Annotated in this window: 17 protein-coding genes and 2 pseudogenes; 15 read left to right on the top strand and 4 right to left on the bottom strand. The window is 54.3% G+C overall.

Annotated elements, in window-relative coordinates; all coding sequences use genetic code 11:
- The first annotated feature begins 111 nt into the window (after window positions 1-111).
- The 11 genes from ACR0LZ_RS19155 to ACR0LZ_RS19205 all read left to right on the top strand — a co-directional run bounded on the left by ACR0LZ_RS19155 (window position 112) and on the right by ACR0LZ_RS19205 (window position 15,637).
- The gene (locus tag ACR0LZ_RS19155; RefSeq protein ID WP_480751703.1) at window positions 112-1,977 is read left to right on the top strand and encodes a dynamin family protein; all 1,866 of its coding nucleotides are present in this window, start codon (window positions 112-114) and stop codon (window positions 1,975-1,977) included.
- A gap of 8 nt (window positions 1,978-1,985) precedes the next feature.
- Window positions 1,986-3,761, top strand: a complete 1,776-nt coding sequence (locus ACR0LZ_RS19160; protein WP_480751676.1) for a dynamin family protein — start codon at window positions 1,986-1,988, stop codon at window positions 3,759-3,761.
- A gap of 21 nt (window positions 3,762-3,782) precedes the next feature.
- Window positions 3,783-4,184: a hypothetical protein gene (locus tag ACR0LZ_RS19165; RefSeq protein WP_480751677.1), complete on the top strand. Its 402-nt coding sequence runs from the start codon at window positions 3,783-3,785 to the stop codon at window positions 4,182-4,184.
- 23 nt (window positions 4,185-4,207) lie between these two features.
- Window positions 4,208-5,074, top strand: a complete 867-nt coding sequence (locus tag ACR0LZ_RS19170; protein WP_480751679.1) for a hypothetical protein — start codon at window positions 4,208-4,210, stop codon at window positions 5,072-5,074.
- Between the two features lie 80 nt (window positions 5,075-5,154).
- The gene (locus tag ACR0LZ_RS19175; RefSeq protein ID WP_480751680.1) at window positions 5,155-7,197 is read left to right on the top strand and encodes a dynamin family protein; all 2,043 of its coding nucleotides are present in this window, start codon (window positions 5,155-5,157) and stop codon (window positions 7,195-7,197) included.
- Window positions 7,194-8,498, top strand: coding sequence for a dynamin family protein (locus tag ACR0LZ_RS19180; RefSeq protein WP_480751682.1), 1,305 nt, complete (start codon window positions 7,194-7,196; stop codon window positions 8,496-8,498). Before ACR0LZ_RS19175 ends, ACR0LZ_RS19180 begins: the two co-directional genes overlap by 4 nt.
- Window positions 8,499-8,845: 347 nt before the next feature.
- Window positions 8,846-11,239 carry a serine/threonine-protein kinase gene (locus ACR0LZ_RS19185; protein ID WP_480751684.1) on the top strand — a complete coding sequence of 798 codons (2,394 nt, stop codon included), beginning with the start codon at window positions 8,846-8,848 and terminating at the stop codon, window positions 11,237-11,239.
- Between the two features lie 199 nt (window positions 11,240-11,438).
- Window positions 11,439-12,410, top strand: a complete 972-nt coding sequence (locus ACR0LZ_RS19190) for an FHA domain-containing protein (RefSeq protein WP_480751686.1) — start codon at window positions 11,439-11,441, stop codon at window positions 12,408-12,410.
- Between the two features lie 3 nt (window positions 12,411-12,413).
- Window positions 12,414-13,199: a PP2C family protein-serine/threonine phosphatase gene (locus tag ACR0LZ_RS19195; RefSeq protein ID WP_480751688.1), complete on the top strand. Its 786-nt coding sequence runs from the start codon at window positions 12,414-12,416 to the stop codon at window positions 13,197-13,199.
- Between the two features lie 33 nt (window positions 13,200-13,232).
- The gene (locus ACR0LZ_RS19200; RefSeq protein WP_480751689.1) at window positions 13,233-14,498 is read left to right on the top strand and encodes a LysM peptidoglycan-binding domain-containing protein; all 1,266 of its coding nucleotides are present in this window, start codon (window positions 13,233-13,235) and stop codon (window positions 14,496-14,498) included.
- Between the two features lie 32 nt (window positions 14,499-14,530).
- On the top strand, window positions 14,531-15,637 hold the full coding sequence (locus ACR0LZ_RS19205) for a peptidoglycan-binding protein LysM (protein WP_480751690.1): 1,107 nt from the start codon (window positions 14,531-14,533) through the stop codon (window positions 15,635-15,637).
- 242 nt (window positions 15,638-15,879) lie between these two features.
- Here the strand turns inward: ACR0LZ_RS19205 and ACR0LZ_RS19210 are convergent, their stop codons facing one another.
- Window positions 15,880-16,329: an Lrp/AsnC family transcriptional regulator gene (locus ACR0LZ_RS19210; protein WP_480751692.1), complete on the bottom strand. Its 450-nt coding sequence runs from the start codon at window positions 16,327-16,329 to the stop codon at window positions 15,880-15,882.
- Between the two features lie 117 nt (window positions 16,330-16,446).
- Here ACR0LZ_RS19210 and ACR0LZ_RS19215 point away from each other — a divergent pair, with 117 nt between their 5' ends.
- The 4 genes from ACR0LZ_RS19215 to ACR0LZ_RS19230 all read left to right on the top strand — a co-directional run bounded on the left by ACR0LZ_RS19215 (window position 16,447) and on the right by ACR0LZ_RS19230 (window position 20,755).
- Window positions 16,447-17,595: an amidohydrolase gene (locus tag ACR0LZ_RS19215; RefSeq protein ID WP_480751693.1), complete on the top strand. Its 1,149-nt coding sequence runs from the start codon at window positions 16,447-16,449 to the stop codon at window positions 17,593-17,595.
- 3 nt (window positions 17,596-17,598) lie between these two features.
- A complete protein-coding gene (locus ACR0LZ_RS19220) occupies window positions 17,599-18,792 on the top strand; it encodes a diaminopropionate ammonia-lyase (protein WP_480751695.1) in 1,194 nt (397 codons plus the stop codon).
- Window positions 18,785-19,951: a M24 family metallopeptidase gene (locus ACR0LZ_RS19225; protein ID WP_480751697.1), complete on the top strand. Its 1,167-nt coding sequence runs from the start codon at window positions 18,785-18,787 to the stop codon at window positions 19,949-19,951. Before ACR0LZ_RS19220 ends, ACR0LZ_RS19225 begins: the two co-directional genes overlap by 8 nt.
- A gap of 108 nt (window positions 19,952-20,059) precedes the next feature.
- Complete coding sequence (locus ACR0LZ_RS19230) at window positions 20,060-20,755, top strand: maleate cis-trans isomerase family protein (RefSeq protein ID WP_480751698.1); 696 nt, start codon at window positions 20,060-20,062, stop codon at window positions 20,753-20,755.
- A gap of 4 nt (window positions 20,756-20,759) precedes the next feature.
- Here ACR0LZ_RS19230 and ACR0LZ_RS19235 read toward each other — a convergent pair.
- The 3 genes and pseudogenes from ACR0LZ_RS19235 to ACR0LZ_RS19245 form a co-directional block, all read right to left on the bottom strand.
- Window positions 20,760-21,035, bottom strand: a pseudogene (locus ACR0LZ_RS19235) (integrase core domain-containing protein); the annotation flags it as partial.
- 26 nt (window positions 21,036-21,061) lie between these two features.
- A pseudogene (locus tag ACR0LZ_RS19240) lies at window positions 21,062-22,173 on the bottom strand (IS3 family transposase).
- A gap of 480 nt (window positions 22,174-22,653) precedes the next feature.
- A partial coding sequence (locus tag ACR0LZ_RS19245; protein WP_480751699.1) for an integrase core domain-containing protein occupies window positions 22,654-22,840 on the bottom strand: 187 nt, incomplete at its 5' end.

Raw genomic sequence — 22,840 nt, forward strand, 5'->3', positions numbered from 1 at the left:
GCGTTAACGCCGATGAAATCGGCAATGACAGCTCTGACGACGCAGATAGACCAGTTGACCGAGGTAGCTGATGCGCGCTCGTCGGCCCGGTTGGCTACGCTCAAGGGTCGGATGGAAAACTTTGTAGCAAGTGTCACATTTGTCGGTCAGGTAAAAGCGGGTAAGTCGACTGTCGTTAACATCTTGACGGGACGGCCCGGTTTGCTGCCCTCGGATGTGAACCCCTGGACATCGGTCGTCACGACGCTGAATATCAACACCATGCCCCCGGGCAGCACCAAGGCGAAATTCACTTTCTTCGATCAGGAAGAGTGGGACAATCTTATGGTTGGAGGTGGCCGATTGGGTGAGTTGGCCAACCGTGCCGGTGCAGATGACGAAATGGAAGACATCCGCCGCCAGATCGCTGAAATGAAGGCCAAGTCTGAAGAACGGTTGGGCAAACATTTCGACCTGATTCTGGGTCAGCACCACCAATATGACTATTTCGACGAGGAATTGGTTCAGCGCTATGTATGCCTTGGTGACGAGGACGATCCGGATATCAACCCAAACACTGGCCGTTTCGCGGACGTAACCAAAGCAGCAGAGTTGTACCTTGATCTGCCACAATATCCGATATCTCTAAAGTTATGCGATACGCCCGGCGTTAACGATACGTTCATGGTACGCGAACAGATTACGCTGCGCAGTCTGCGCGGCTCTGAGGTGTGTGTTGTGGTTTTGGCTGCCAGCCAGGCGCTGACAACGATGGATGTGGCATTGATGCGGATTATCTCGCAATTCGAGAACCGCCAGATCATCCTGTTTATCAACCGGATTGATGAACTGGCCGACCCTGTTAATCAGGTTCCCGAAATCCGCGAGCGTATCAACCAGACACTTAAACAGAACAATATCAGCGAAGAAACCAGCGTCGTGTTCGGCAGCGCTATTTGGGCCGAGGCGGCGTTAACCGGAAATGCTGACCTGTTGACGGAAGAGTCCCACAGATCGCTGAACACGCTGTATTTGGCCGCCGGATTCGATCCGGCCAGTGCATCACTGGACAAAATCTGGGCGCTGTCGGGTCTTCCAGACTTACTACTGGCCATCAACGAACGGATCGCCGAAGGAGCGGGTGCGCGCCTTATTGATCGGGTGCGCCATCGTGCTCGCAATATTGCCAGTCAGATTCGTGCAACATCCGTTGCTAAGAACATGTCGGGCGCCGAAGAGGGCATCGTTCGCGATCTGGATGGGTTGTCGCCGGATGAAGCTGTTTCCAAGGTTCTTTCCGAATACGAAGAAAAGGCTTCTGTACTGACAGCTGGGATGCGCCAGAAGGTAATGCAACGCCTCGCCGCGGCGGAAGAGAATTTTGTCAAACGCGCCACCGACTCGTTGATTGCTCATCTGGAAGAGAATGGCGAACAGGGTACATGGCAATATGACCCAGCAGGTTTACGTACCTTGCAAAAAGCTGCCTATTTCAGCTTTGCCCGCAACATGCGCAAAGAAGTTGGTGCGCTTTATGGTGACGCGGCCAAGGATTTCGAGGCGGTCTATCACAAGCTGTTGGGAAACCATTTGGGTGAGTTCAGCATTGAGGCTCCGATTGTTCCTCGCGTTCCACCCCCGCTTGCTATTGGGCGCACGATTGCGCTTGATCTGCAAAGCACGTGGTGGCGCCGTTGGTGGCAACGGCGCAAAGGGTTCGAAGCGTACGCAGCGGACTATACGCGCCTGATCGCTGCCGAAGCCCAATCGATTACCAAGGATATCGAAGAAAACCAGATTGCTTCGGTGTTGGAAAATGTCCGCGCGAACTTGGACGAGTTTATGCGCGAGCAAAAAGAAACCCTTTTGGACATCTCGCAGTCTGGGGACCAGAATCCTGATCGGCGAGCCGCATTGGCCGCTGGTTTCCAACCGGAGAGATCCCGGGATGAGATCCTAGGAGATATCCTGAAAGATCTAAGCAACGAAGCAGCGTAAGAAGAAATATGGCTAAAGAAAACAATATCCGCTTCGTCACGCCCCTAAAGCGGAAACGTATCGAGCGATGGGCCCGCCGCAAGCCGGTGTTTGCCTTGATGGGCGAATTCAGCGCTGGGAAATCGACGCTGTTAAATTTTCTCGTACGAAAGAACACATTGCCGACGCAAGTTACGGCCACTCAGTTGCCTCCGGTTTGGTTTTCTTGGGGAAACAAACCTGCATATGTCGTTTGTCACGACGGCAGCAAATACGAGATTGAGCTTGATCAACTGGATCAGGTTGGCATGGATGATGCGCAATTTATCCGGATCTTTCTGAAGGCGGACATTCTCGAGGCCGTCGATCTGATCGATACACCGGGCATTTCTGACCCCAAGATCTCGGCAGACGTGTGGGAACGTGCCGTAGGGCAAGCGAATGGTGTGATCTGGTGCACTCATTCCACCCAAGCCTGGCGTGAAACCGAACGTGCTACCTGGGTTTCTTTGCCAGAGCGTTTGCATCACAATTCGCTTTTGCTGGTCACGCGGGCGGATGCTTTGGATGCAAAAGATCGTCAAAAGGTTTTGCGCCGGGTAAATCGCGAAGCCGGACACCTTTTCAATCGTACGATTCTGTTTTCTGCCAAGGACGCGATCATTGCTCGCGATCACACAGGCGATTCCGATCTTTGGGTCCGAAGTGGCGGCGGAAAAATGATCGACAGTTTTCTGGAGATCACCGAGAGCATTATGAACACCCGGGCGGAGATATTGACAAGGTATCAGGTGAATCGGAGCCTAGTAAGCACGACAGAGCCTAAGCACAACTCATTCGCGCAGGTGATGCCTGTCCGTCCGGCGCGCATACAGCGACGCGCTGACGACGACCAGCCAGAAACGAGTCGCTCGCGGATCGGTGCTGAAGAAGCCGACAGAATGCGCGAACAGGTTGCGACCCGCGAAATCACAGCCGGTTCCGAATCCGTGCCACCAGAGGATGAACTGCGCTCGGTATTCCGGTTGCAAACAAGTACGTTGTTGAACACCAGCAATGGGCCGAGTCCCGACGAGTCTGAGCGGCATCCGTTCAGACTTCTGAAAGAAAATGCGGTGTCGAACGATTACATCGAAAGCGGTATCGCGGATACCGACGATGCGATCGAATTGGAAACCTCGGTTGAGTTCGCTTTGGCGGATGAAAGTCGCGAAGACACACTTGGCGTCGAAGATGACGCTTTTGTAGTATTCAAGATCGACGGTTCAGATGAGGCGCCATCGGATTATCAAACACAACATGAGTTCGAGGCGCAAGCCACTGAACAACCTCGACCGAGCGGTGCCGAACTGGACAATGCCAGCGCTAAAGAAATTGATAGACCCGGGTCAGATGTCGTTTCATCGATTACCGCATTGATGGCAACGAGCGAGCGCGAGGAAGAGTATGAAGCTCCCTTGGGCGACACTGACCTGTTGGGCGAAGAGCAGCAGGCGAACATATTCGCGTTGTCGGATGCCTCTTCGGCGCCTGATTTCAAAGAAGATGAAGCCGAAGGATCTCCACAGGAAACAGCATTCGAAGTCCCGGAGGGCGTACCTCTAAACGCTGCAAGCATGTGGCGCGAAATCGTCGAATCTGAAGAACTGCCGGAGGATGCTGAAGAACTGTTGGATGTATTTCAATCGTTCCTGGCAGAGTTTGACCAAATTGCCGCCGAGCATAGTGCCCGCCAGGTTGAGGACGCACTACACGCCATTCCAGGCGTTCGAAAGAAGCAGGGGTCGGAATGGCTCGTTCTGTGACGCCGATTGATTGGAAAAAGCATGTCGCTTGACGCCGCACTCCAATCTGCAATGGAAACGATACCCGAGTGTTTTGCAGCCGGGTACTTTGACATGGCAACCGGAATGTTGCTTGCCCTGAAAGCGGAAGCTGCGGACGGCGAGGAAATTATGGAAACACTTGCACTTGCAGTTGCTAGCCTGTTTCAAGGGAAAGGCATACAAGCATTCGGCGAAATCATTCGGGCGGCGGAAGCTGATGAAGAGGGTGGATGTGGTTTCGGAGAGATTGCCGTCTTTTCAGAGGATCGCTTGCATGTATTTATGCGCACTAAGGAGTATCCTGAACAGGTTGTGTGTTACATCTGCAGAGGCAGTGCCAACGTTGGGTTGGCACTTACCAAATCACACATGAGTCTTGGCGCAGTGGCGGAGGCCGTTTAGAGCAGGGCTTGGGGGGAACAACCGTGATCGACACGGAAATTATCGATATGCTCGGCAAATTGGGCCGCAACGCAAAACCGCGATTGTCGCCTGTCACACAAATAGTTGGGGCATCTGCGGAAGATCGCCGAACAGCACTTCTGCGGGCGATTCGCGCAACAGTTTTGCCCCGTCGCCTGGAAGTAACTGCAGGCGATGGAAGTCATCTAGTGATCGAAGTCAGCAGTTCCCGAGTCACGGACGTTCTGGACGCAAACGTGGGTGATTTGCCGGATTTCGATAATGATCCGCGCGGGGGTGTAACCGACAAGGTAGCACGACTGATCACGGCGATCAGTGCTTCGTCTGGCCCACTAAATCTGATTTCGTTGAACCCCGACAAGACTCCAGACGCTGACGATGTCGGGATCACGATGTCTGAGATTGAGAAAGCCTGTGCAAATCTCGGTCCATCAATCGATAAAGCCTCGCTGGAAACGGTGCCTGTGGAAACGACCAAAAGTGAAAGCGTTTCTGATAAAATCTCATACGACGGGGCACTGGCCGAAAAATTCTTTGAAAAGTCAGAGCAGTTTTCGTTCGGGCAGTTGTTGATTGGGGATGGTGATCTTTCCATGTCTTTTGCCGCCGGTGAGTGCGCGCAGGGCGGATCAATGTGTCCGGACGAAAAAACGCTAAAGAGGCTTTCGGATGATTTGACGGCGTGGGATGCAGATAGTGGTTTCGCAAATTCAGGCCCACAGCTCATCGTGTTGCGCCCGACAGGCGGCAAGGGGAATGGTATTGCTGTCTTACGCGATGGTTCGTCTACGGTGGTTTCGGTTCACGAAGCTCGTAAGCTTGGATCTGTAGTAAACCTCTGGAAGTCTCTAATGCGGGAACGCGAGTAAATTCTGTTCCGGTCGTAACTTCTTGTTTTTTGTTGCTTATCGGTGTGAAAGTTACCCCCATGAGTTCGTAGGGTATTGAAATGAGTGAGACCAGTCGCCGGGAGTTGATCCGGATCGCTGAAGAAATGAACGAAACGGCGAATGACGAAACCCGTCTGTTCATTTCCCGGATCATACGCGATTTGACCGAGCTGAAGCCCGGAGTTGCCTTTGTCGGTCAGATAAAGGCCGGTAAGTCTCGTCTTATCAACGGTTTCACTGGCCACGCAGAGTTTTTACCGTCGGACGTGAATCCATGGACGACTGTGATAACCGATATGCATTTTGGTCACCCATCGGGTCGCGTAAAGGGGGCAGAGTTTCACTTTTTCGACAACCATCAATGGAACGCTTTGATCGCCGAAGGCGAAGAACTGCGCAACATGTTCCCGGACGAGGAGGACAGCTACAAGCGCGAAATGATCGAAGAGCAGGTCGAGGCGATGAAAAATCGCGCACGGCTCAGGCTTGGCGATAGCTTTGAAAAGCTGATGGGTCAGACCCATGATCTGGAGGCGTTAGATTCGACCGACCTTGCCCGGTATGTTTGTGCCGGCGACGACCCCACGGACACCGAAAGAAGCGAACCGAGATCGGATCGTGGGCTTTATAGCGATATAACCCGTAAGGCAGAAGTTTTTTTCGAACTTGGCCATTTTCCTTTTCCGCTGACCGTGACCGACACGCCAGGAGTCAATGACCCGCTTCTGATCCGCGAGGAAATCTCGCGTCAATACCTTAAGGAAGCTGATTTTTTTGTGGTGGTTCTGTCTGCGCATCAAGCGTTGTCCAGGGCAGACCTGAAACTGTTTCGTCTGATGCAGGCCTTGGAGCTTGGCCAGATCGTTGTTTTCATTAATCGTGTGGACGAGTTGAACGGTGGTGCTGACGATGCCGCCAAAGTGCGCTTAGATGTCGAGGAAGGGCTGGAAAGGGCGCTGGGCAATTCGAACATCGACGTTTTGATGGGAAGCGCGCAATGGGCGCATTTCGCCTTGACCGGGGATGAAACAAGCATCAACCACGATAAGGTTCTTGCGTGGCTGCGGGCGCATCCCAAGCAGATGCAAAAGTACCTTGATGGCGTCAGGGACATGAAACAAGGCGCCGGCCCTGTCAGCCGCGAAGCGGTGTTGCGTTTGGCCGCTATGATTGCATCGGGCCTGCCGGATCTGCGCAAGCATGTCACAAAATCTTTGGCCGATGGGCCTTGCGGCGAGCAGCTTCAGATGTCGTGGCAACATCTCAATGGGTTCGCGAAAGGTGATCTGGAGAGAAGCGCAGCCCGAATTCGGGCGTCACAGAATGAGGTTGAGCCAGACGAAATTTGGCACGAGGCGAACAAAGACATCCTTGGTTCCCTTCGCGAGACGGTGGCACAGAAAACAGCCGAAATCGCCCGCGACATGGATGATGTGTTCTCAAATCTGCGGGGTGTCATGGATGACACGGTCGCCGAGATGGTGGCCTCGGTCGTTCGCGGCCCGAACGGTTCATCACCTCTTCTTGCCAAAGGAGGTGCGACGGAACTGGATTTCTCTGGCCTCCGCGAGCGGATGAGGGAACTGGTGCAGAACGCAACTCAAGTCGTTCGCCAGCGCATGTTGAGCGAGCTTTATACAATCGACATGCAAAGCAACGCGGTGCTCAGAGGTCTTCCTGGCTGGAAAGACGGCTCGGAAAGCCGGATGAATACAAGCGCTGTTCGGTGGTTCCGCCCCAATACCACGGCCTTGACGCGAGGCATTACTGTCGAATTACGTGTCAGCTGGTTGTCGCGTTTGATTTCCAAAAACAGTGTCGTGTCTCGTGCGGAAAAAATGATTACGCAGGAATTTGAACTCATCGGTGATGATCTGATTGATACTGCACGTATCGACTTGTTGGAGCGCCTGGACACTGTCCTGACACACCATCTTGCGTTGCTGGCCGGACACCTTGAAAATAGGGATGCCACCGGTGAGGCCAGTGCGAAAGTGAATGCTCAAACCGCATTTGACCAGGCGCGCCGAATTGCGGATGAACTGGATGCGGTGTTTGCCCCGACGCGGGCTGATAGACGAAAGGCGGAGGCAGCAGAGTGATCGAATTTCCCGGAACCGAACAAATTGTCCGGCAACTGGAACGTTTCTTGTCAGCGACCAGAAACGAGCCGCCAACGCCCCATTTGCAAAAGTTGCGCGAGCGCGCAGCGGCTCATGTGGAGCGGCTGTCAAACGCGGTCGCGATTGGATTCGCCGGAGAATTCGGTGCGGGCAAATCCAGCCTTGCGAACATGCTTGCCGGCGCTGATATTCTGCCAACCGGGCCGCACCACCTGCAACTACCTCTGGTCATCGTGGCTTACGCCGATGAACCTGAAACGACGGTCGGCTGGTGGGACAAGCCGCATAAAACCTATGCAGGGATTGCTCTTGAAAAAGCGGCAGCCGACAAGCCCGACTTCATCTCGGTCGGATTGAATTCGCCGGCCATGCGCGAAATATCCTTGTTCGACTTGCCTGGTTCAGGCGCCTTGGATGAAAGCTACAAACAGACCCTCGATCTGCTGAAATTTGTCGACTGCGCAATCTGGTGCAGCAACGGTGCAAATGCATGGCGCGAAACCGAGCGGCATCTGTGGTCGCAGGTTCCCAAGGAGCTTAGGGACAACAGTTTGCTGGCGGTGACACATTCGGATCTGCAACCTGTCCAAGATGCACTCGACCAGGTCCTCGGGCGCTTGCGGAAGGAAACCGCTGGACTATTCCAGAGTGTCGTTCCGATCGGTACTCCTGTAGCAGTCAAGGCGATGTCAAAGGAGCCCGAACCCGATTTCGCACTGTGGGAAGCGTGCGGCGGACAAGCCTTGGCCGAAGCCATTCTAGGGATCGCGTCGGTGCGCCGTCAGAAAGATATTGATGTGGCGAGCGCCGATCTTCAAGACGTGTTTTTACCGGAACTGGAAAAAAGCGTGGTCAAAGCCGAAGGTAAAATCTCGGACATTTTACCCGATGGTTCGTCCGGAGAGGCGTTGCAGGATTACCTGACCGCGGCACTTCCAACGCTATCGAACACCATTCTTGAAGAGTGGCTGGCCGCGATTACCTTGATCTATGAAGATCTGCAGGAAAGCTCTGATATGGATCCGGCGACATTCCTTCAAAGCTGTCAGGAACTGGTAGAGGATTTTGCAGAACGGCTGGAAGGCGGAGGCGAGCTTGATCCGACGGCCGATTGGGTGCCCGCCGAATTCGAGCGGGCGATGGATCTGCTGTTGCTATTACAATTTGAAAGTGGGAAAGCGCCCTTGCGAGACGCGGTGAACATTCTGGCACAGCTGGGCGACAACTTGGCATGGGCAGGCAGTTCAGTTTCCGATGCCTCGAAAAAAACAGGTACCTAATCTGAGTAATCACCGGTTGCGCGGACGGTGGTTGATTCGCTTTGGGCTCGTTGAGCCTTCAGTGCGAAGATTTACTGTTTTATCCGACGATTTTTTCCGTATTATCGACTCTTTTTAGCGCTGCAGGCTTCAGTATTTCGCCGTATTATGTTTAGCATCCACTACGGCTTGATGTATTGCGGTTTCGCTTCATACGTAGGTCATCGCGCGGCCCAATTTTAGTCGTATTTGAAAAGTTTAACCATTTTAGGCCCTGTGGCTGTTTCTGGTGACGAGTTTGGCGGCCTTTGAGCCCTGTTTAATAAGTAATGTTGCGCCGCAGAATCGGAAAGCACGGGCAGGAAGAAATGAGCCAGAATCAGGCAGTCGGACACGATCACGACGATGACACACATATCGAGGTGCTACGACCGGGGGCCCGCCTTCTTCGTGGCCAGTACGAGATACTCAGCTTTCTCAACAATGGCGGATTCGGGATTACCTATCTGGCACGTGACAGCCTGGAACGGGATGTTGTTATCAAAGAGTGCTTTCCTGGTGCCTTGTGCCGTCGCAACGGCGACAAGGTCGAGGCCGCTGATCCGTCCTATCGCGAGGATCTTCATGCAATCATCGACCTATTCATTCAGGAGGCGCGGAATCACGCGCGGCTGGTGCACCCAAATATCGTGAATGTGCATCAGGTCTTCGAGGATAACCAGACCGCCTATATCGCGATGGATTTGATCAAGGGTGGTGATCTGCTGGAATACATGCAGGATCACAAGAACAATGCTACCCCAGATTTTGCGGTGCAGGTCACCGAAAAAATGCTGTCGGCTGTGTCGTTCATCCATGAAAGCGGTATGCTGCACCGCGATATCTCTCCAGATAATATTCTGATCGACCAGAACGAACAGCCTGTTCTGATCGACTTTGGCGCGGCCCGGGAACGAGCGGCAAACCAGAATGCCGCGCTGCTGGCGCTGCGTGTCGTCAAGGATGGTTACTCGCCGCACGAATTCTATGTTCGCGGCTCCGAGCAAGGCCCAAGCAGCGATCTCTATGTGCTTGCGGCCACGTTGTATCACGCGATTAGCGGCGAACGTCCGATTGATGGGCAGACGCGTCTGAATGCATTCAACAACAGCCAACCTGATCCCTATGTACCTCTCGCCAGTCGGTTCGAGGGTTATCCCGATGGTTTTTTGGAAGCCATTGACAAGGCAATGGAAATCCATGCAGCTGATCGAGTCCAAACCGCTTTGGAATGGCTCCGGATGTTCCGTGGGCCGGACGTTGCATTCGGCAACTTCACCCATCGCCCGGTGTCCATGATCGTTGCAGTTGATCGAGACGAAAAAGAACCTCTGAGCGAAGCCGAGAAGGAACGCATTCGCGCAGAGACCGAAAATGCAGAGGCGGTCGTGACGGCATTGCTGGCTGGAAACTCTGACATTACGATCGGAGGAAATCCGGATGGCGCTAAACTACCAACCGAGCTTAAGCCGCAGGAAGAGACACAAGTCGCCGTTGACAAGGTAATTCGAAACGACTCGGGTAGTGGTGGCAAGGTACTAGGCCTTGTTGCTCTGGTGACCGTCGCGGTGGCTGCGGGGGGGTATTTCGCTCTTTCCGGAAGTAAAACAGAATTGGCCTCGCCCGCAACTTCAGAAGGTTCTCCGTCAATCGAAGCTGTTGCCGAACCGCAGGATGAGACAGTGGTGGGTACACAGGATATAGCCCAGACCGATGCAGCGTCAGAGGCTCATGATGAAGCGTCTTCCCAAGCTTTCGCGACTTCCGTTGGAAAGGGCAATGAATCAAGTGCGGTCACTGCGGACGCGTCGGATCCAGAGGCTTCACCGGAACCTGAAAACGCCGAAACTTCTATTGTTGCACCGGTACAAGACGAAGTTATTGAACCAAATACTCCACCGGCGGCAGCGGTTGATGAAGCCGAGTTGGCCGAAGCATCAGTTTCCGAAGAAGCGACCGCCGACCAATTGGCCTCCGAAGCGACGGCAACAGAGGCCGCAAATGCTGACGAGATTATCTCGGCGAGAACGCCGGTCGTCGAACCCGAGCGTGCGGAAGAAACAACGCAACCCGAGACAGCCGCGTCACCGCCTGGGTCTGTGTCGGAGCAGACCAATTTGTTGGACAACCAAGTCGCCTTCTCACATTGGGACGTGGAAATCCCGTTCGAGACCAGTATTCGCCGGGCTTCGAATGGAAATGTCATCGCCGTTACTGGACTTGATCCAAGCACCGACATGACGGTCATTGGTGACTGGGTCACACAGGGCACAGTCATTTTCACGATCAATGGAGAACAGATCCCCGATGGTCGCTCGTTTGCCTCTCAAGTTCTCGACGATCTCAATGTGGATTCTGACGGATATATTCGAGTCGTCGCCCGCTATCGTGAATTGGGCAGGACGCGGGCCAACAATGGGCTGCTTGCCCTGCCCGCGCTGCGTGTGCTCGGCTTGGCCAATGGTTTGGGCCTTGTGGTGCGAGCCGACGGAAATGAAGGGTGGCAGACAATCGTTACCGCAGAGAGCGCCGAGGCGGCGCCAGATTTGAAGGTAAGCGACCTGATCGTTCGCGAAGCGATCACAGGTGAGGTTATCGGCGATTTGGAGAGTCTGGATAATGCCCTGGAGCTTCTCGTGGCGGATGATCAGTTCGAAGCTCGTCTGATCGTTCTCAGAGACGGAGCTGAAAAAGAGGTTGTGATGCAACTCGCCAGAGAGTGATCGGTCAGTGTGAATCTGTTCTGCCAGAGCGTTTTCGTGGGATTGGTTGTGCGCTTCTCGATCGAACCTGGTCCTGATGCAGATAGTAATAAGTTGAATTAGTTAGAAAAACTTGGCTGCTTGGGTCTTGGGCTCAGGTGGAATGTGAAACCCAAATGGAACTTCGGTTCTGATGTCAGAAATGCGGAAGGTCGTCGCCATGTTCAAATACAAAAGCCCCCTGAGTCGGCTTCTCGAAGGTGCCGGCAAGTCGAAAGAAAGCATTGAAAGTGCGACGGAGGATACCGAAACACCAGAGCCGATAGCAGACTTAAACGCGCTGCGTCGGGCGCTTGCTGGAAACACAACACGCGAGGAGCCTTACGAAGAGACTGAGGAGCTGATACCCGAAGAAAAAATGCCGGAATTCGAAGCGGACGCGGACGGGGAGCACGGCAACCATGACACAGAAGAGCTTGTTGAATCGTCCAATGAGATCCCAGAATCCGATGAATTCACATTTCAGCCCGAAGAGGATGAGACCGAAGAGCAGGTTGTTACACTCCGGCTGACTCCGGCAGAAGAGGCACCTTCGACGATTGAAGAATCTGGACAATCTGAAACTGCCTCTCGGGCGCCGGTAGCTGAGCAAGAAGCAGCCGTCGAGAACGAAGTATCTGCGACACAGATCGAGGAAGAGTTGCAAGCGGCCCAAACCGCCCCTGAATCCACTCAGAATCGGCGCGAGCGGGTCAAGACGACGTTCCTGGGTTTCGAGCGCCCTGATACACATGTGCAGGATTTGATGGAGGCCAGACCTGTCGAAGTAACTCCTTCAAAGCAGGCAGAGTTCCCGGTCGGATGGCTGGTGATCACTGCGGGACCCGGGCGGGGAACTAGCATCGCACTAACTGAAGGTTTGATGCAGATTGGACGGAACGATGATCAAGCGATTCAACTGGATTTTGGCGATCATGGTATTTCGCGTAGCAATCACGCCGTGATTGCCTATGATCCGGAAGACCGCAAATGCTATTTGGGACATGGCGGCAAGGCGAATCTGGTCCGGCTCAATGGTGGCCCAGTGCTGAGCACCGTACCACTGTCCAGTGGTGATACGATCAGGATCAGCGAAACCAGTATACGTTTCGTTGCGTTCTGCGGCGACGATTTCGATTGGCGGGACAACTGACGAATGCTGGTGTCTCCAGTATATGACATCGCTTTGTTGACGGACAAAGGGCAGCGCGAAACGCAAGAAGACGCGATTGCCGCTCGTTTCTTCGATACAATGAATGCCGCTTACGTCGTTGTTGCTGACGGGATGGGTGGACATGACGCAGGCGATGTCGCGTCCGAGCTTGTGATTTCGGCATGGCGGGATGTTCTAGACGGGCATCTTGAACACGATAAAACAACTGAATCGATGTTGCTGGACGCATTGCCAATGGCGGCGATGCAAGCCAATGCTGCGGTATCGGGGCATGTGGAAGAGCATGACAACTCCTTTGTCATGGGTTCAACCCTCTTGGGCGCGCTCATGCTTGACAGCCGCTTGTTCTGGATCTCGATTGGGGATAGCCCGTTGTTTCTTTTCCGGGATGGCAGCCTGTTGCAAATTAACGAAGACCATTCGTTAGCGCCAATTATCGATTCCAAGGTCGAAGACGGCTTGATGACCAAGGAAGAGGCGCGTGCTCATCCGGATCGGAACCAGTTGACTTCCGTGATTATGGGGGCCCCGATTCCAAAGGTAGATTGCCCTGAAAGGCCCGTCGAACTGATGAAAGGGGACATCCTCATAGCCGCCAGTGACGGATTACAGTTTCTCGAAAACAACGCCATCCGTAACATTTTGATTTCTCAGAGTGACGCTCCTTCTCAGGAGATTGCCGATACGCTCTTGCAGGCTTTGCGCGCGCTAGGTGATCCTGATCAGGACAATATATCGATTGCAGTGGTGAAACCCGTAAACGTCTGAAACCAACAGAGCACAGAAATGAATACAGGGACCATGAAAAAGTATCTGATTGCATCCAGCCTTGCGTTATCCGCCGCAGCGGGGTCCGCCGCTGCACAAGAGGCCTGCTCGGTCTATTCCGTTCAGCGCGGCGACAGCCTGCGCGAGATCTCCATGCGGGCTTTCGGCACCTACGACTACCGGGACATCTATGATGCTAACCGGGAAGAGATCGGGAACAATCCGAACATAATTCAAGTTGGCGCCGTTTTAAGAATTCCTTGCGTTTCCGCCCAGGCAGCGCAACAGCCCGCAGAACCAGAAACGGAAGCAGAACGGTTGGCGGCAGAAATGGCGGCGGAACTGGTTCGTGCTGCGGAAAGCCGCGCGGAAAAGGCCATAGCCGAGGCCGAAGCTCGTGTTACTGCAGCCAAGGCGGAGGCGAAGAAGGCAAGCGAAAAGGCTGTGAAAGAAGCCAAGGCGGCCGCGAAGCGCGAAATTGAAGCTGCTCGTTCCGAAGGGGCCGCATTGATTAGAAATGCATCTTCGGATGAGCGCCCTGCGATCCGCGACCGTCAGTTGCTGTTGATTACCGGCGGCGACTACGCGCCGTTTACCGATGAAAACCTGCCGAATCGTGGCTTGTATACCAAACTGGTGGAAACCGCATTTTTGCGCGCGGCGCCGGAACAGGGGTACAAGATTCAGTTTGTCAATGATTGGAGCTCGCACCTGGATCTGCTGATGCCGACTTTGGCATTTGATGCAACTTTCCCTTGGTCCCGTCCAAACTGCGAAGAGGCCGAGGCATTGTCTGAAAAAGACCGTGTGCGTTGTGAGACTTACAACTTCTCCAACCCGTTCTACGAAGTTGTGGACACGTTCTTTGCTCAGGAAGGATCTGGGCTCGAAACCACGCGAACCTATGCCGATTTCGCGGGCACCACGATTTGTCGCCCGGAAGGTTGGTCACTGTCCCATATGGATGCCGTCGGTCTCTATGAGCCGGTGATCACGTTGTATCGGCCGGTCTCGCCGGACGAATGCTTTCATGCCGTAATGGGTGGTCGAGCGGATCTAGTCGCAATTGAAGCCCACTTGGCCGAGGAGGCAATCGCGCGACTAGGATATGAACACCAAGTCATCGAAAATCCGAACTTGGCGGCGATCAAATCGTTGAACGTGATGACACATGTGGACAATCCTGACGGCGGGGCAATTCTTGATACCCTGAATGAAGGGTTGGCGATTATGCAGCAATCGGGTGAGTGGCGCGATATCGTGTCGACTGCCCTGCGTTATCAAATGGAAAACGGCTGAGGCCTGATTTTGGAACAACTCGGAGGAAGAAAATGTTCGCAGTAAATCTCAAACACGTTGCGCTTACAGCGGTTGCCACAATCACACTTGCTGCTGGGGCGGCCAGTGCTCAAGAAGCGTGTAGCAACTACACGGTTGCGGATGGCGACACTCTGGCTACGATCTCGATCGCGGCATATGGAACTTCTAACTATCAGCCGATCTTTAACGCTAACCGGAACGCGATCGACAACCCTGGCGACCTGAAATCAGGTCTGGTGCTGGCCTTGCCTTGTGAGGACGGCAGTCTGCCCAATGGCCAGAGCGCACAGGAGTTGATCGCGGCAGAAGAAAAGCGTGCAGCAAGCGTCAAGCGCTCGAATGTCTACGCGCCGCCGATCAAGATGGTGGCGGGCAACGGATGGGAACCATTCACGACTGAAGCCTTGAGCGGTGGTGGCATCATGACCCGTCTGGCAACGACCAGCCTTCAGCGTGCTGGCAATAGCCGCGACTATTCGGTCAGCTTCGTGGATGACTGGAGCGCGCATTTGGACACCCTCTTACCGCTCGGTGCATTTGATATTTCGATCGCGTGGACGGTACCGGATTGCACTAACCGCTCATATGAGTGGTCTGCGGAAACGGAAGCACGTTGTACGCAATTTGTCGCTTCTGTTCCAGTATATGACATTGTCGGCGGCTTCTATACTTTACCAGAAAGCCAGTACGCAAGTGCAACAGACTTTGCAGACTTAAAAGGAGCAACCATATGCCGTATGGCAGGTTGGAGTATGGTGGTGTTGGAAGAACAGGGACTGAACCGCGAAAACACGACCGTGATTCAGCCCAATTCGGCTCGCGACTGCCTTGATGCCGTATTGACTGGTACAGCAGATGTAGCAGCCTTTGAAGTTGATCTGTTCGCATCGACGATGAGCGACATGGGTTTGACCTCGGCTGACATCGTTGAGAACCCGTATGTATCCACTTTGTCGTCGATGAGCTTCCTTGCTCATCGCACTAACCCGTTCGCGCGTGAGTATATTGCCATGATGAACAAGGGCCTGAACGAAATGCGCGAGTCCGGCGAGTGGTACGCGATCATTTCGGACAGCCTGCGTGAGCAAAACGAAAAGCTGAACGCAGCATCGAACTAACCACTCTCAAATCGAATATTTTCATGGGCCGGTCTTTGGACCGGCCTTTTTTGCACGCATTTTCGCGTTTAGGAAATGCAAAAAATCCCGATCCTACGGGAAACCCCTAATATCAGAAAGGTGGGCTTTAGCCTAATGTTATCAATAGAATTTCCCCGGTCCGGCAAAGCGCCGAACCACTCACTCTGAAGAAGCTGGCATTTTGGGATGCCAGCTTCTTTCGTTTCTGGCTTTTTCCCAACTCAAAGAACGTCAAGCGAGACCTTGACCCTGTCCATGACGACAGACGTCTTGAAGCGGCTGATATTAGATTCATCAAAGAAGTGCTCCTGAGTGAACACTTCGTATTCCTTGATGTCCTTGACGGCTAGGATGAGTATGAAGTCGGCTTCCCCAGTTGTGTAATAACATTGTTGTACCAACGGCGTATTCCGCATCTTTCGCTTGAACGCATCCAGATGCGCGCGACTTTCTCTCTCCAGTATCACGTCGACGATAACAGTCAATTCGCGGCCGACCTTTGCAGGTGAAAGTACGGCGATATCACGCTCGATAACGCCGGAATCTCTCAATCGTTTCAGGCGTTTCTGCACTGCCGGGGGCGAAAGACCGACGTCTTGACTGATTGCTTCGGCGGTCAACCTAGCGTCGGCCTGAACCAACTTTAAGATGCTGAGGTCCTTGTCATCCATTGTTACTAAAAAAGTACAATAACAATAAAAAGGCAATAAATTTCGTACGGTCCTGAGGATTTTCAACGCCCAAAACCCTAGTAATGCGACTAATTTGTAGCTCGCAAGGAGGGCTATATGTCGGATTTTCATCAGCGGTCTAAGGTAGTCCGGCGTCATTTGCATCGGCACCCTGAGCTTGGTTTTCACGAAACCAAAACCAAAGCATTTGTCGCGGATCATTTGAAGAAACTGGGGATCGAGGTGCATCCCGGCTCCGGCGTAGTAGGCGTTCTAAAAAGTGGAACCGGCAATCGCGCCATAGGTTTGCGCGCCGATATGGATGCCCTGCCGATCACCGAACGGTCGACCCATAGTTACCCTTCCCTGACAGAAGGCGTGATGCACGCATGCGGTCATGATGGTCATATGGCGATGCTTCTTGGGGCGGCCGAGCTACTGGCAGGCGACGCCGAATTTGACGGCACTGTGGTCTTTCTGTTCCAACCGAACGAAGAACATGGCCTTGGCGCAAAAAAAATGATCGCAGAAGGGGTTTTAGAACGCTTCCCCATCGAAGAGATCTATGCAATCCACAATCTACCGGGTGCTCCTGTTGGCCAATTGTCTACCCGTTCCGGTTTAATCTGCAGCAGCGAAAGCCTGTTTGAAATCAAGATCCGAGGTCAGGGCGGCCACGCGTCGATGCCGCAGGTGGGTGTGGATGCAATTGTGGTCGGCGTCGAGATAGTGCAGGCGATGCAGACCATCGTCTCACGTAAAATGGCGCCCGGGGCTGGCGCGGTCGTTTCCGTGACCGAGTTCATAACCGATGGTCAGCGCAATGTCCTGCCCGGCAACGCAGTTCTGAAGGGCGATGTGCGAACCCGAGCTCCAGAGGATCGCAAAGCAATCGCGGGTTTCATGCGCCAAATTGTCGAAGGGATCGCAGCAGCGCATAGTGTTTCCGTCGAAATGTCCTTTGACACCGATTTCGTTGAAACCTTCAACGCGCCCGAACCTACAAAAGCTGTGGTGCAAGTGGCGCAAAAACTTGGGATGGAAACGATTCCAGATAGAACACCAATGAGCTTTTCCGAGGACTTTGCGCACTTCGCCTCTGCTGTGCCCGGTTGCTTCATGCTGTTGGGAAATGGTGAGAGTGGCCCCAATGGTCAACCGCTTCATTCTGATGACTATGACTTCAACGATGCGTTGCTACCAATCGGAGCGCGCTTTTGGGCGGAATTGGTACGACACCGGTTGCCTGCAAGACAGAAAGACTGAACGATGATGAGAGAGTTTCTGACAGCTGAACTGGGCCACCATTCTACGGCGCGTAGACAGGGTGATGCCGGATTGCGTGTCATTTCCAAGCAGGATTTTGCGCGCGCGGTCGACGAAATCACGCAGTGGGATGGGTATCGGGCAACACCATTGATTTCGCTCAAGGGGCTGGCGGCAAAGATTGGTGTTGGTTCCATTCACTATAAAGACGAAGGACCGAGGTTTGGATTGGGCAGTTTCAAGGCTCTCGGCGGGTCTTATGCCGCGATGCGTGTCCTTCAGCGGGAACTGGCCCGGCTGAAAGGAACCAACGTTACTCTGGGTGACATAAGAAATGGGCAGTTCAAAGATGACTGCGCCGCTATCACTTTGGTTTCGGCTACCGACGGCAATCATGGCCGCTCTCTTGCCTGGGGCTGCCAGCGGTTCGGCGCACCTTGTCGTATCTATATCCACGCCGAGGTAAGCGAGGGCAGAGCGCAGGCGATGCGCGATTTCGGTGCTCAGGTGATCCGGATCGACGGTGACTATGACGCGTCGGTCGATCTGGCCCGAAAAGAAGCAGAGGAAAACGGCTGGTTCGTGGTCTCGGACACGTCCTGGCCTGGATATTCCGAGCCTCCACGTGATGTCATGGCTGGGTACGGCGTCATGATGCGCGAGCTTTGCGAAGCTCTGGAGGCACCGCCAACACATGTATTTCTGCAAGGTGGGGTTGGTGGCCTGGCGGCCTCGGTCGCCGCCAGCCTGAGGCAGTACTGGGGCGAGCATTCGCCTCGCGTCGTCATTGTCGAACCAGAACTGGCCGCTTGCCTTTTCGAAAGTGCACGCGCGGGGGTGCCGAAAGCAGTGCAAATCGCGGAAGAAACCATTATGGCTGGTTTGTCTTGCGGTGAGCCTTCTGAAATGGCATGGGAAATCCTTGCCGAAGAAGCGTCGGATTTCATTACGATCCCGGACAGCATTGTGGCGCCGACAGTTCGTCTTTTAGCGCGCCCGCCTTGTGAAGACCCGGCAATCGAAGCGGGGGAAAGCGCCGTGGCGGGGCTGGCCGCGTTGATCGCCGCGCGCCAAAGTTCTGCACTGTCGAGTGAACTTGGTCTGGATGCCAGCTCGACTGTCCTTTTGATCGGGTCCGAAGGAGTAACGGACCCAGCGATCTTCCAAGCCATCATGGCGGAAACCGAAGATGCGTGACCAACCCAAGCGTGGATTTGATTCCGACGAGTTTGCCATCCGGACAAACAAGGCGCAGGCCTTGATGGGGCGGCAAGGTCTAGAGGGTCTTTTGCTCACGACCGAGCCTGAGGTCCGGTATTTCAGTGGTTTTCATACCCTGTTCTGGCAAAGCCCAACCCGCCCGTGGTTCCTTTTCGTTCCTGCCACTGGCAAGCCAATCGCTGTCATCCCCGAGATTGGGGCGGCCCTTATGCGAACGACGTGGATCGACGACATCCGTACATGGAGCGCCCCTGCACCGGAGGACGACGGCATAAGTTTGTTGACCGACCTTTTGACCCCGTTGGCCAAGTCAGAAGCGGTAATTGGGATCATGAAAGGTCACGAAACACATCTTCGTATGCCTCTCGGTGATTTTGAACGGTTGATGGGTGGCCTGCCGGGACTTAAAATCGGCGATGCAACAAGCCTCATACGCAAGCTGAGAATAGTCAAAAGCGAGGCCGAGATTGAAAAGCTCAGCTATATTTGTGAACTAGCTTCGGCTACATTCGCTCGGGTGCCCGAGATCGTACAGGAAAATATGCCACTGGACGACGTCTTTCGCGCCTTCCGGCGCGAGGCGCTGTTGCAGGGTGTCGATGATGTTCCCTATCTTGTCGGAGGCGCCGATCAGGGCGGGTACGCTGACGTTATTTCGCCGCCTTCAACACGGCCTTTGCAGACAGGCGATATCCTGATGCTGGATACCGGCTCAACCTGGGATGGATACTTCTGCGATTTCGACAGGAATTTTGCCATTGGACGGGCAGACGAACTCTCGCGCCAGGCCTATGATGTCTTGTGGCGCGCAACCGAGGCCGGCATGGATGCTGCGCGTCCCGGGGCGACCTGCCGGGATTTGTTCAATGCAATGCAGTCGGTCATTCGTGAGATGGACGATCAGGGCGGGGACGTCGGGCGCTTGGGACACGGTCTGGGGATGCAACTGACCGAGTGGCCATCGCACGCGGCCTTTGACGAAACTGTTTTGGAAGAGAACATGGTGCTGACGCTGGAACCTTCGCTTGGTTATGGCAATGGGCAAATCATGGTGCACGAAGAAAACATCGTAATCCGAGCATCAGGGCCAGAATTGCTGACAACCCGCGCACCATCGAAACTGCCGATCATCTGAACGAGACAACAAGCCATGTACACTCCCGGCACGTTTATCCAATCTGCGGCCCGTACGCCGGAGATGGATTTGGGCAGGCATCATCGCGCCAGTCTGGGTTTCATCCTAATGTCCACAGATCTGGCCTGCGAAGCCGATCTGTTCGCGATGGCCCCGGCAGGTGTCGGCGTTCATATAACGCGCCTGAAGACAGAGGATCATACGACCAACGAAACACTTGCACGTCACATTGACCACATGGCCGAAGCGGCGGCGCGGCTACAACCCGATGTCCGGCCAAGCGTTGTTAGCTATTGTTGCACCAGTGGTTCTATCGTGAATGGCGAGGAACGGGTGTTTGCAGAAATCCGCAAAGGCGCGCCATGGGCGCAACCCATGTGTTTGGTAACCGGTGTGGTTGATGCCCTCAGAGCATTGGGGGCAAAACGGATCGTAGTCGGCACCCCCTATCTTGACGAGATCAACACAGTTGAGGCCGACTTTCTTGTCCGAAAAGGGTTTGATCTGTTGGACATTCAGGGGTTGAACTTGGCGAAAGGACTGGATTTCGGCAGGGTGACACCGGCCTATTGGAAAAAGTTCGCTTGTGAGATTGACCAACCCGACGCCGACGTAATTTTTCTGTCATGCAGCGGTATTCGCTCTCTGGAGGTCATCGAAGAGATTGAACAAGCAACCGGAAAACCTGTATTGACAAGCAATCAGGCTCATTTCTGGAGTTGCCTGCGCCGCGTGGGAATCGAGGACAGAATCCAAGGATTTGGGCAGATCTTTTCCTACGGGGCAGATGCAATGACGCAATAGCTCCCTAGGTGTTCAGCCCCGGCATCTGGTGGATCGGATTTTGGATGAATCGATCTGGGTCTGAAGTCCAGAATTTGCAGATGTACTCGTACGGCGTGAGGCCGCTGAGCGTCTTGAGCCGGCGTGCGAAGTTGTAGGCTGCGATAAAGTCGCTGAGATGGGTGTGAAGCTGGACGTGGCTGTCGTAGTGGAAGCGCTTAACGGTAGCGTCCTTGATTGTCCGGTTCATGCGCTCGACCTGGCCATTGGTCCATGGGTGGTTTGGCTTGGTCAAGCGGTGTGACCTGCTCCCCTTGGAGTCCGCGCTTATAAGTTAGCTCTGTTCATGTTTTGGTCTTCTTCTGACCGTTGGTGATACTCCCGCGGGGTGAGCCCGTCGAGGCTCGAATGCGGGCGGTGGTGATTGTAGCCGTCGCGCCATGCCGCAATCATGCGGCAGGCAAGGCGCAGAGACGGGAACAGGTGCTCGTTGAGGCATTCCTCACGCATCCGACCGTTGAAGCTCTCGACCAGGCCGTTCTACATGGGTTTCCCGGGTGCGATGTAGTGCCACCCGACTTTGCGGTCTTCCTGCCATTTGAGCATCGCGTTGGACGTCAGCTCGGTGCCGTTGTCCGAGACAACCATGCAGGGATAGCCACGCAACTCAGCGATCCGGTCCAGCTCGCGGGCGACACGCGCGCCGCCGATGGATGTGTCAACGACGGCTGCCAGGCATTCCCGGCTGAAGTCATCGATGACGTTCAAAACCCGGAACCTTCGCCCGTCTTCCAGCGCGTCCGACATGAAGTCGAGCGACCACCTCTGGTTTGGTCCCCGCGGGATCGCCATGGGCGTTCTGGTGCCCACAGCACGCTTGCGACCGCTCCGTTTACGGACGGTCAACCCTTCTTCGCGGTAGAGCCGGTAGAGCTTCTTCCAGTTCACCTCCCAGCCCTCACGCTTCAGAAGGATGTGCAGGCGGCGATAGCCAAACCGTCGCCTCTCGGACGCCAGCTCCTTCATCCTGGCCCGCAACTCGGTGTCCGCCGGTCGCTTCGACTTGCGCCGATACACACGTGGATCGATCCCGGCCAGGGAACAGGCACGTTTCTGATTGTAGCCCTTGGTCTTCATTACCCAGTCCACGGCATTCCTCCTTGAACCGGGCCTCAGAAGTTTTTTCCGAGCATCTCTTTCAGCGTGGCGACATCGAGCATCTGCTCCGCCAGCATCTTCTTGAGCTTTGCATTCTCGGCTTCCAGAGCCTTCAGGCGTCGCGCGTCGGACACCTCCATGCCGCCATACTTCGACCGTCACTTGTAGAAGGTCGCGTCGCTGATCCCATGCTTGCGGCACAGATCCTTTGCGCTCAACCCGGCCTGATGCTCCTTCAGAATGCCAATGATCCGCTCTTCGCTGAAACGGCTTCTCTTCATCGTCTGTCTCCTTTGTTGGAGAACAGGCTAACCTCAAATCGAGGACTTTTCAGGGGAGCAGGTCACGCTGGTGCCAAATCCCGGAACTAAGATCGCGGAGTTAGGTAGATATCTATCCAGGACATAGCTATCGAAAATCCGATCGATTTCCGTAACGCTTAGGTTGGGATAACGATCTTGAAGCTCTAAAGCGAACTTTGCGTCTGCAAATCCAGACGGAATACCTAATGCTGACGCCATCATTCTACCCGCTTCAGCCACAGCTTGGGCCGGAGGAACTGGAGTAGCCCCCTGAAAGTGGTCCACCAACTGGGATAGATTGTCCGGCAATTTGGAGGATCAGCGATGGCTGGAAAGCGTGAGAAGCCTGAAGAGATCGTATCGAAGCTTCGGCAGGTTGAAGTTCTGCAAGGACAAGGCATGACGATAGCGGAGGCGGTGTGAACTACTCCCCAATGTTTGGACAGGTTTTGGCGTAGTTTAAGCTACTCTTTGCTCCTGCTGATCGGTTTGGGTTTCTTCTTTTCTCAGCCAATAGACCACGGCTGGGGGTTTGCCGCCAAGGGCGGAGTGTGGGCGTTTGCGGTTGTAAAAATCGATCCATTTCCCAACGCCCGCCTTCGCCTCTGATCCGGTCTCCCAGGCGTGCAGGTAGACGCATTCGTAT

This window comes from Ruegeria sp. CI1 (assembly GCF_056536925.1).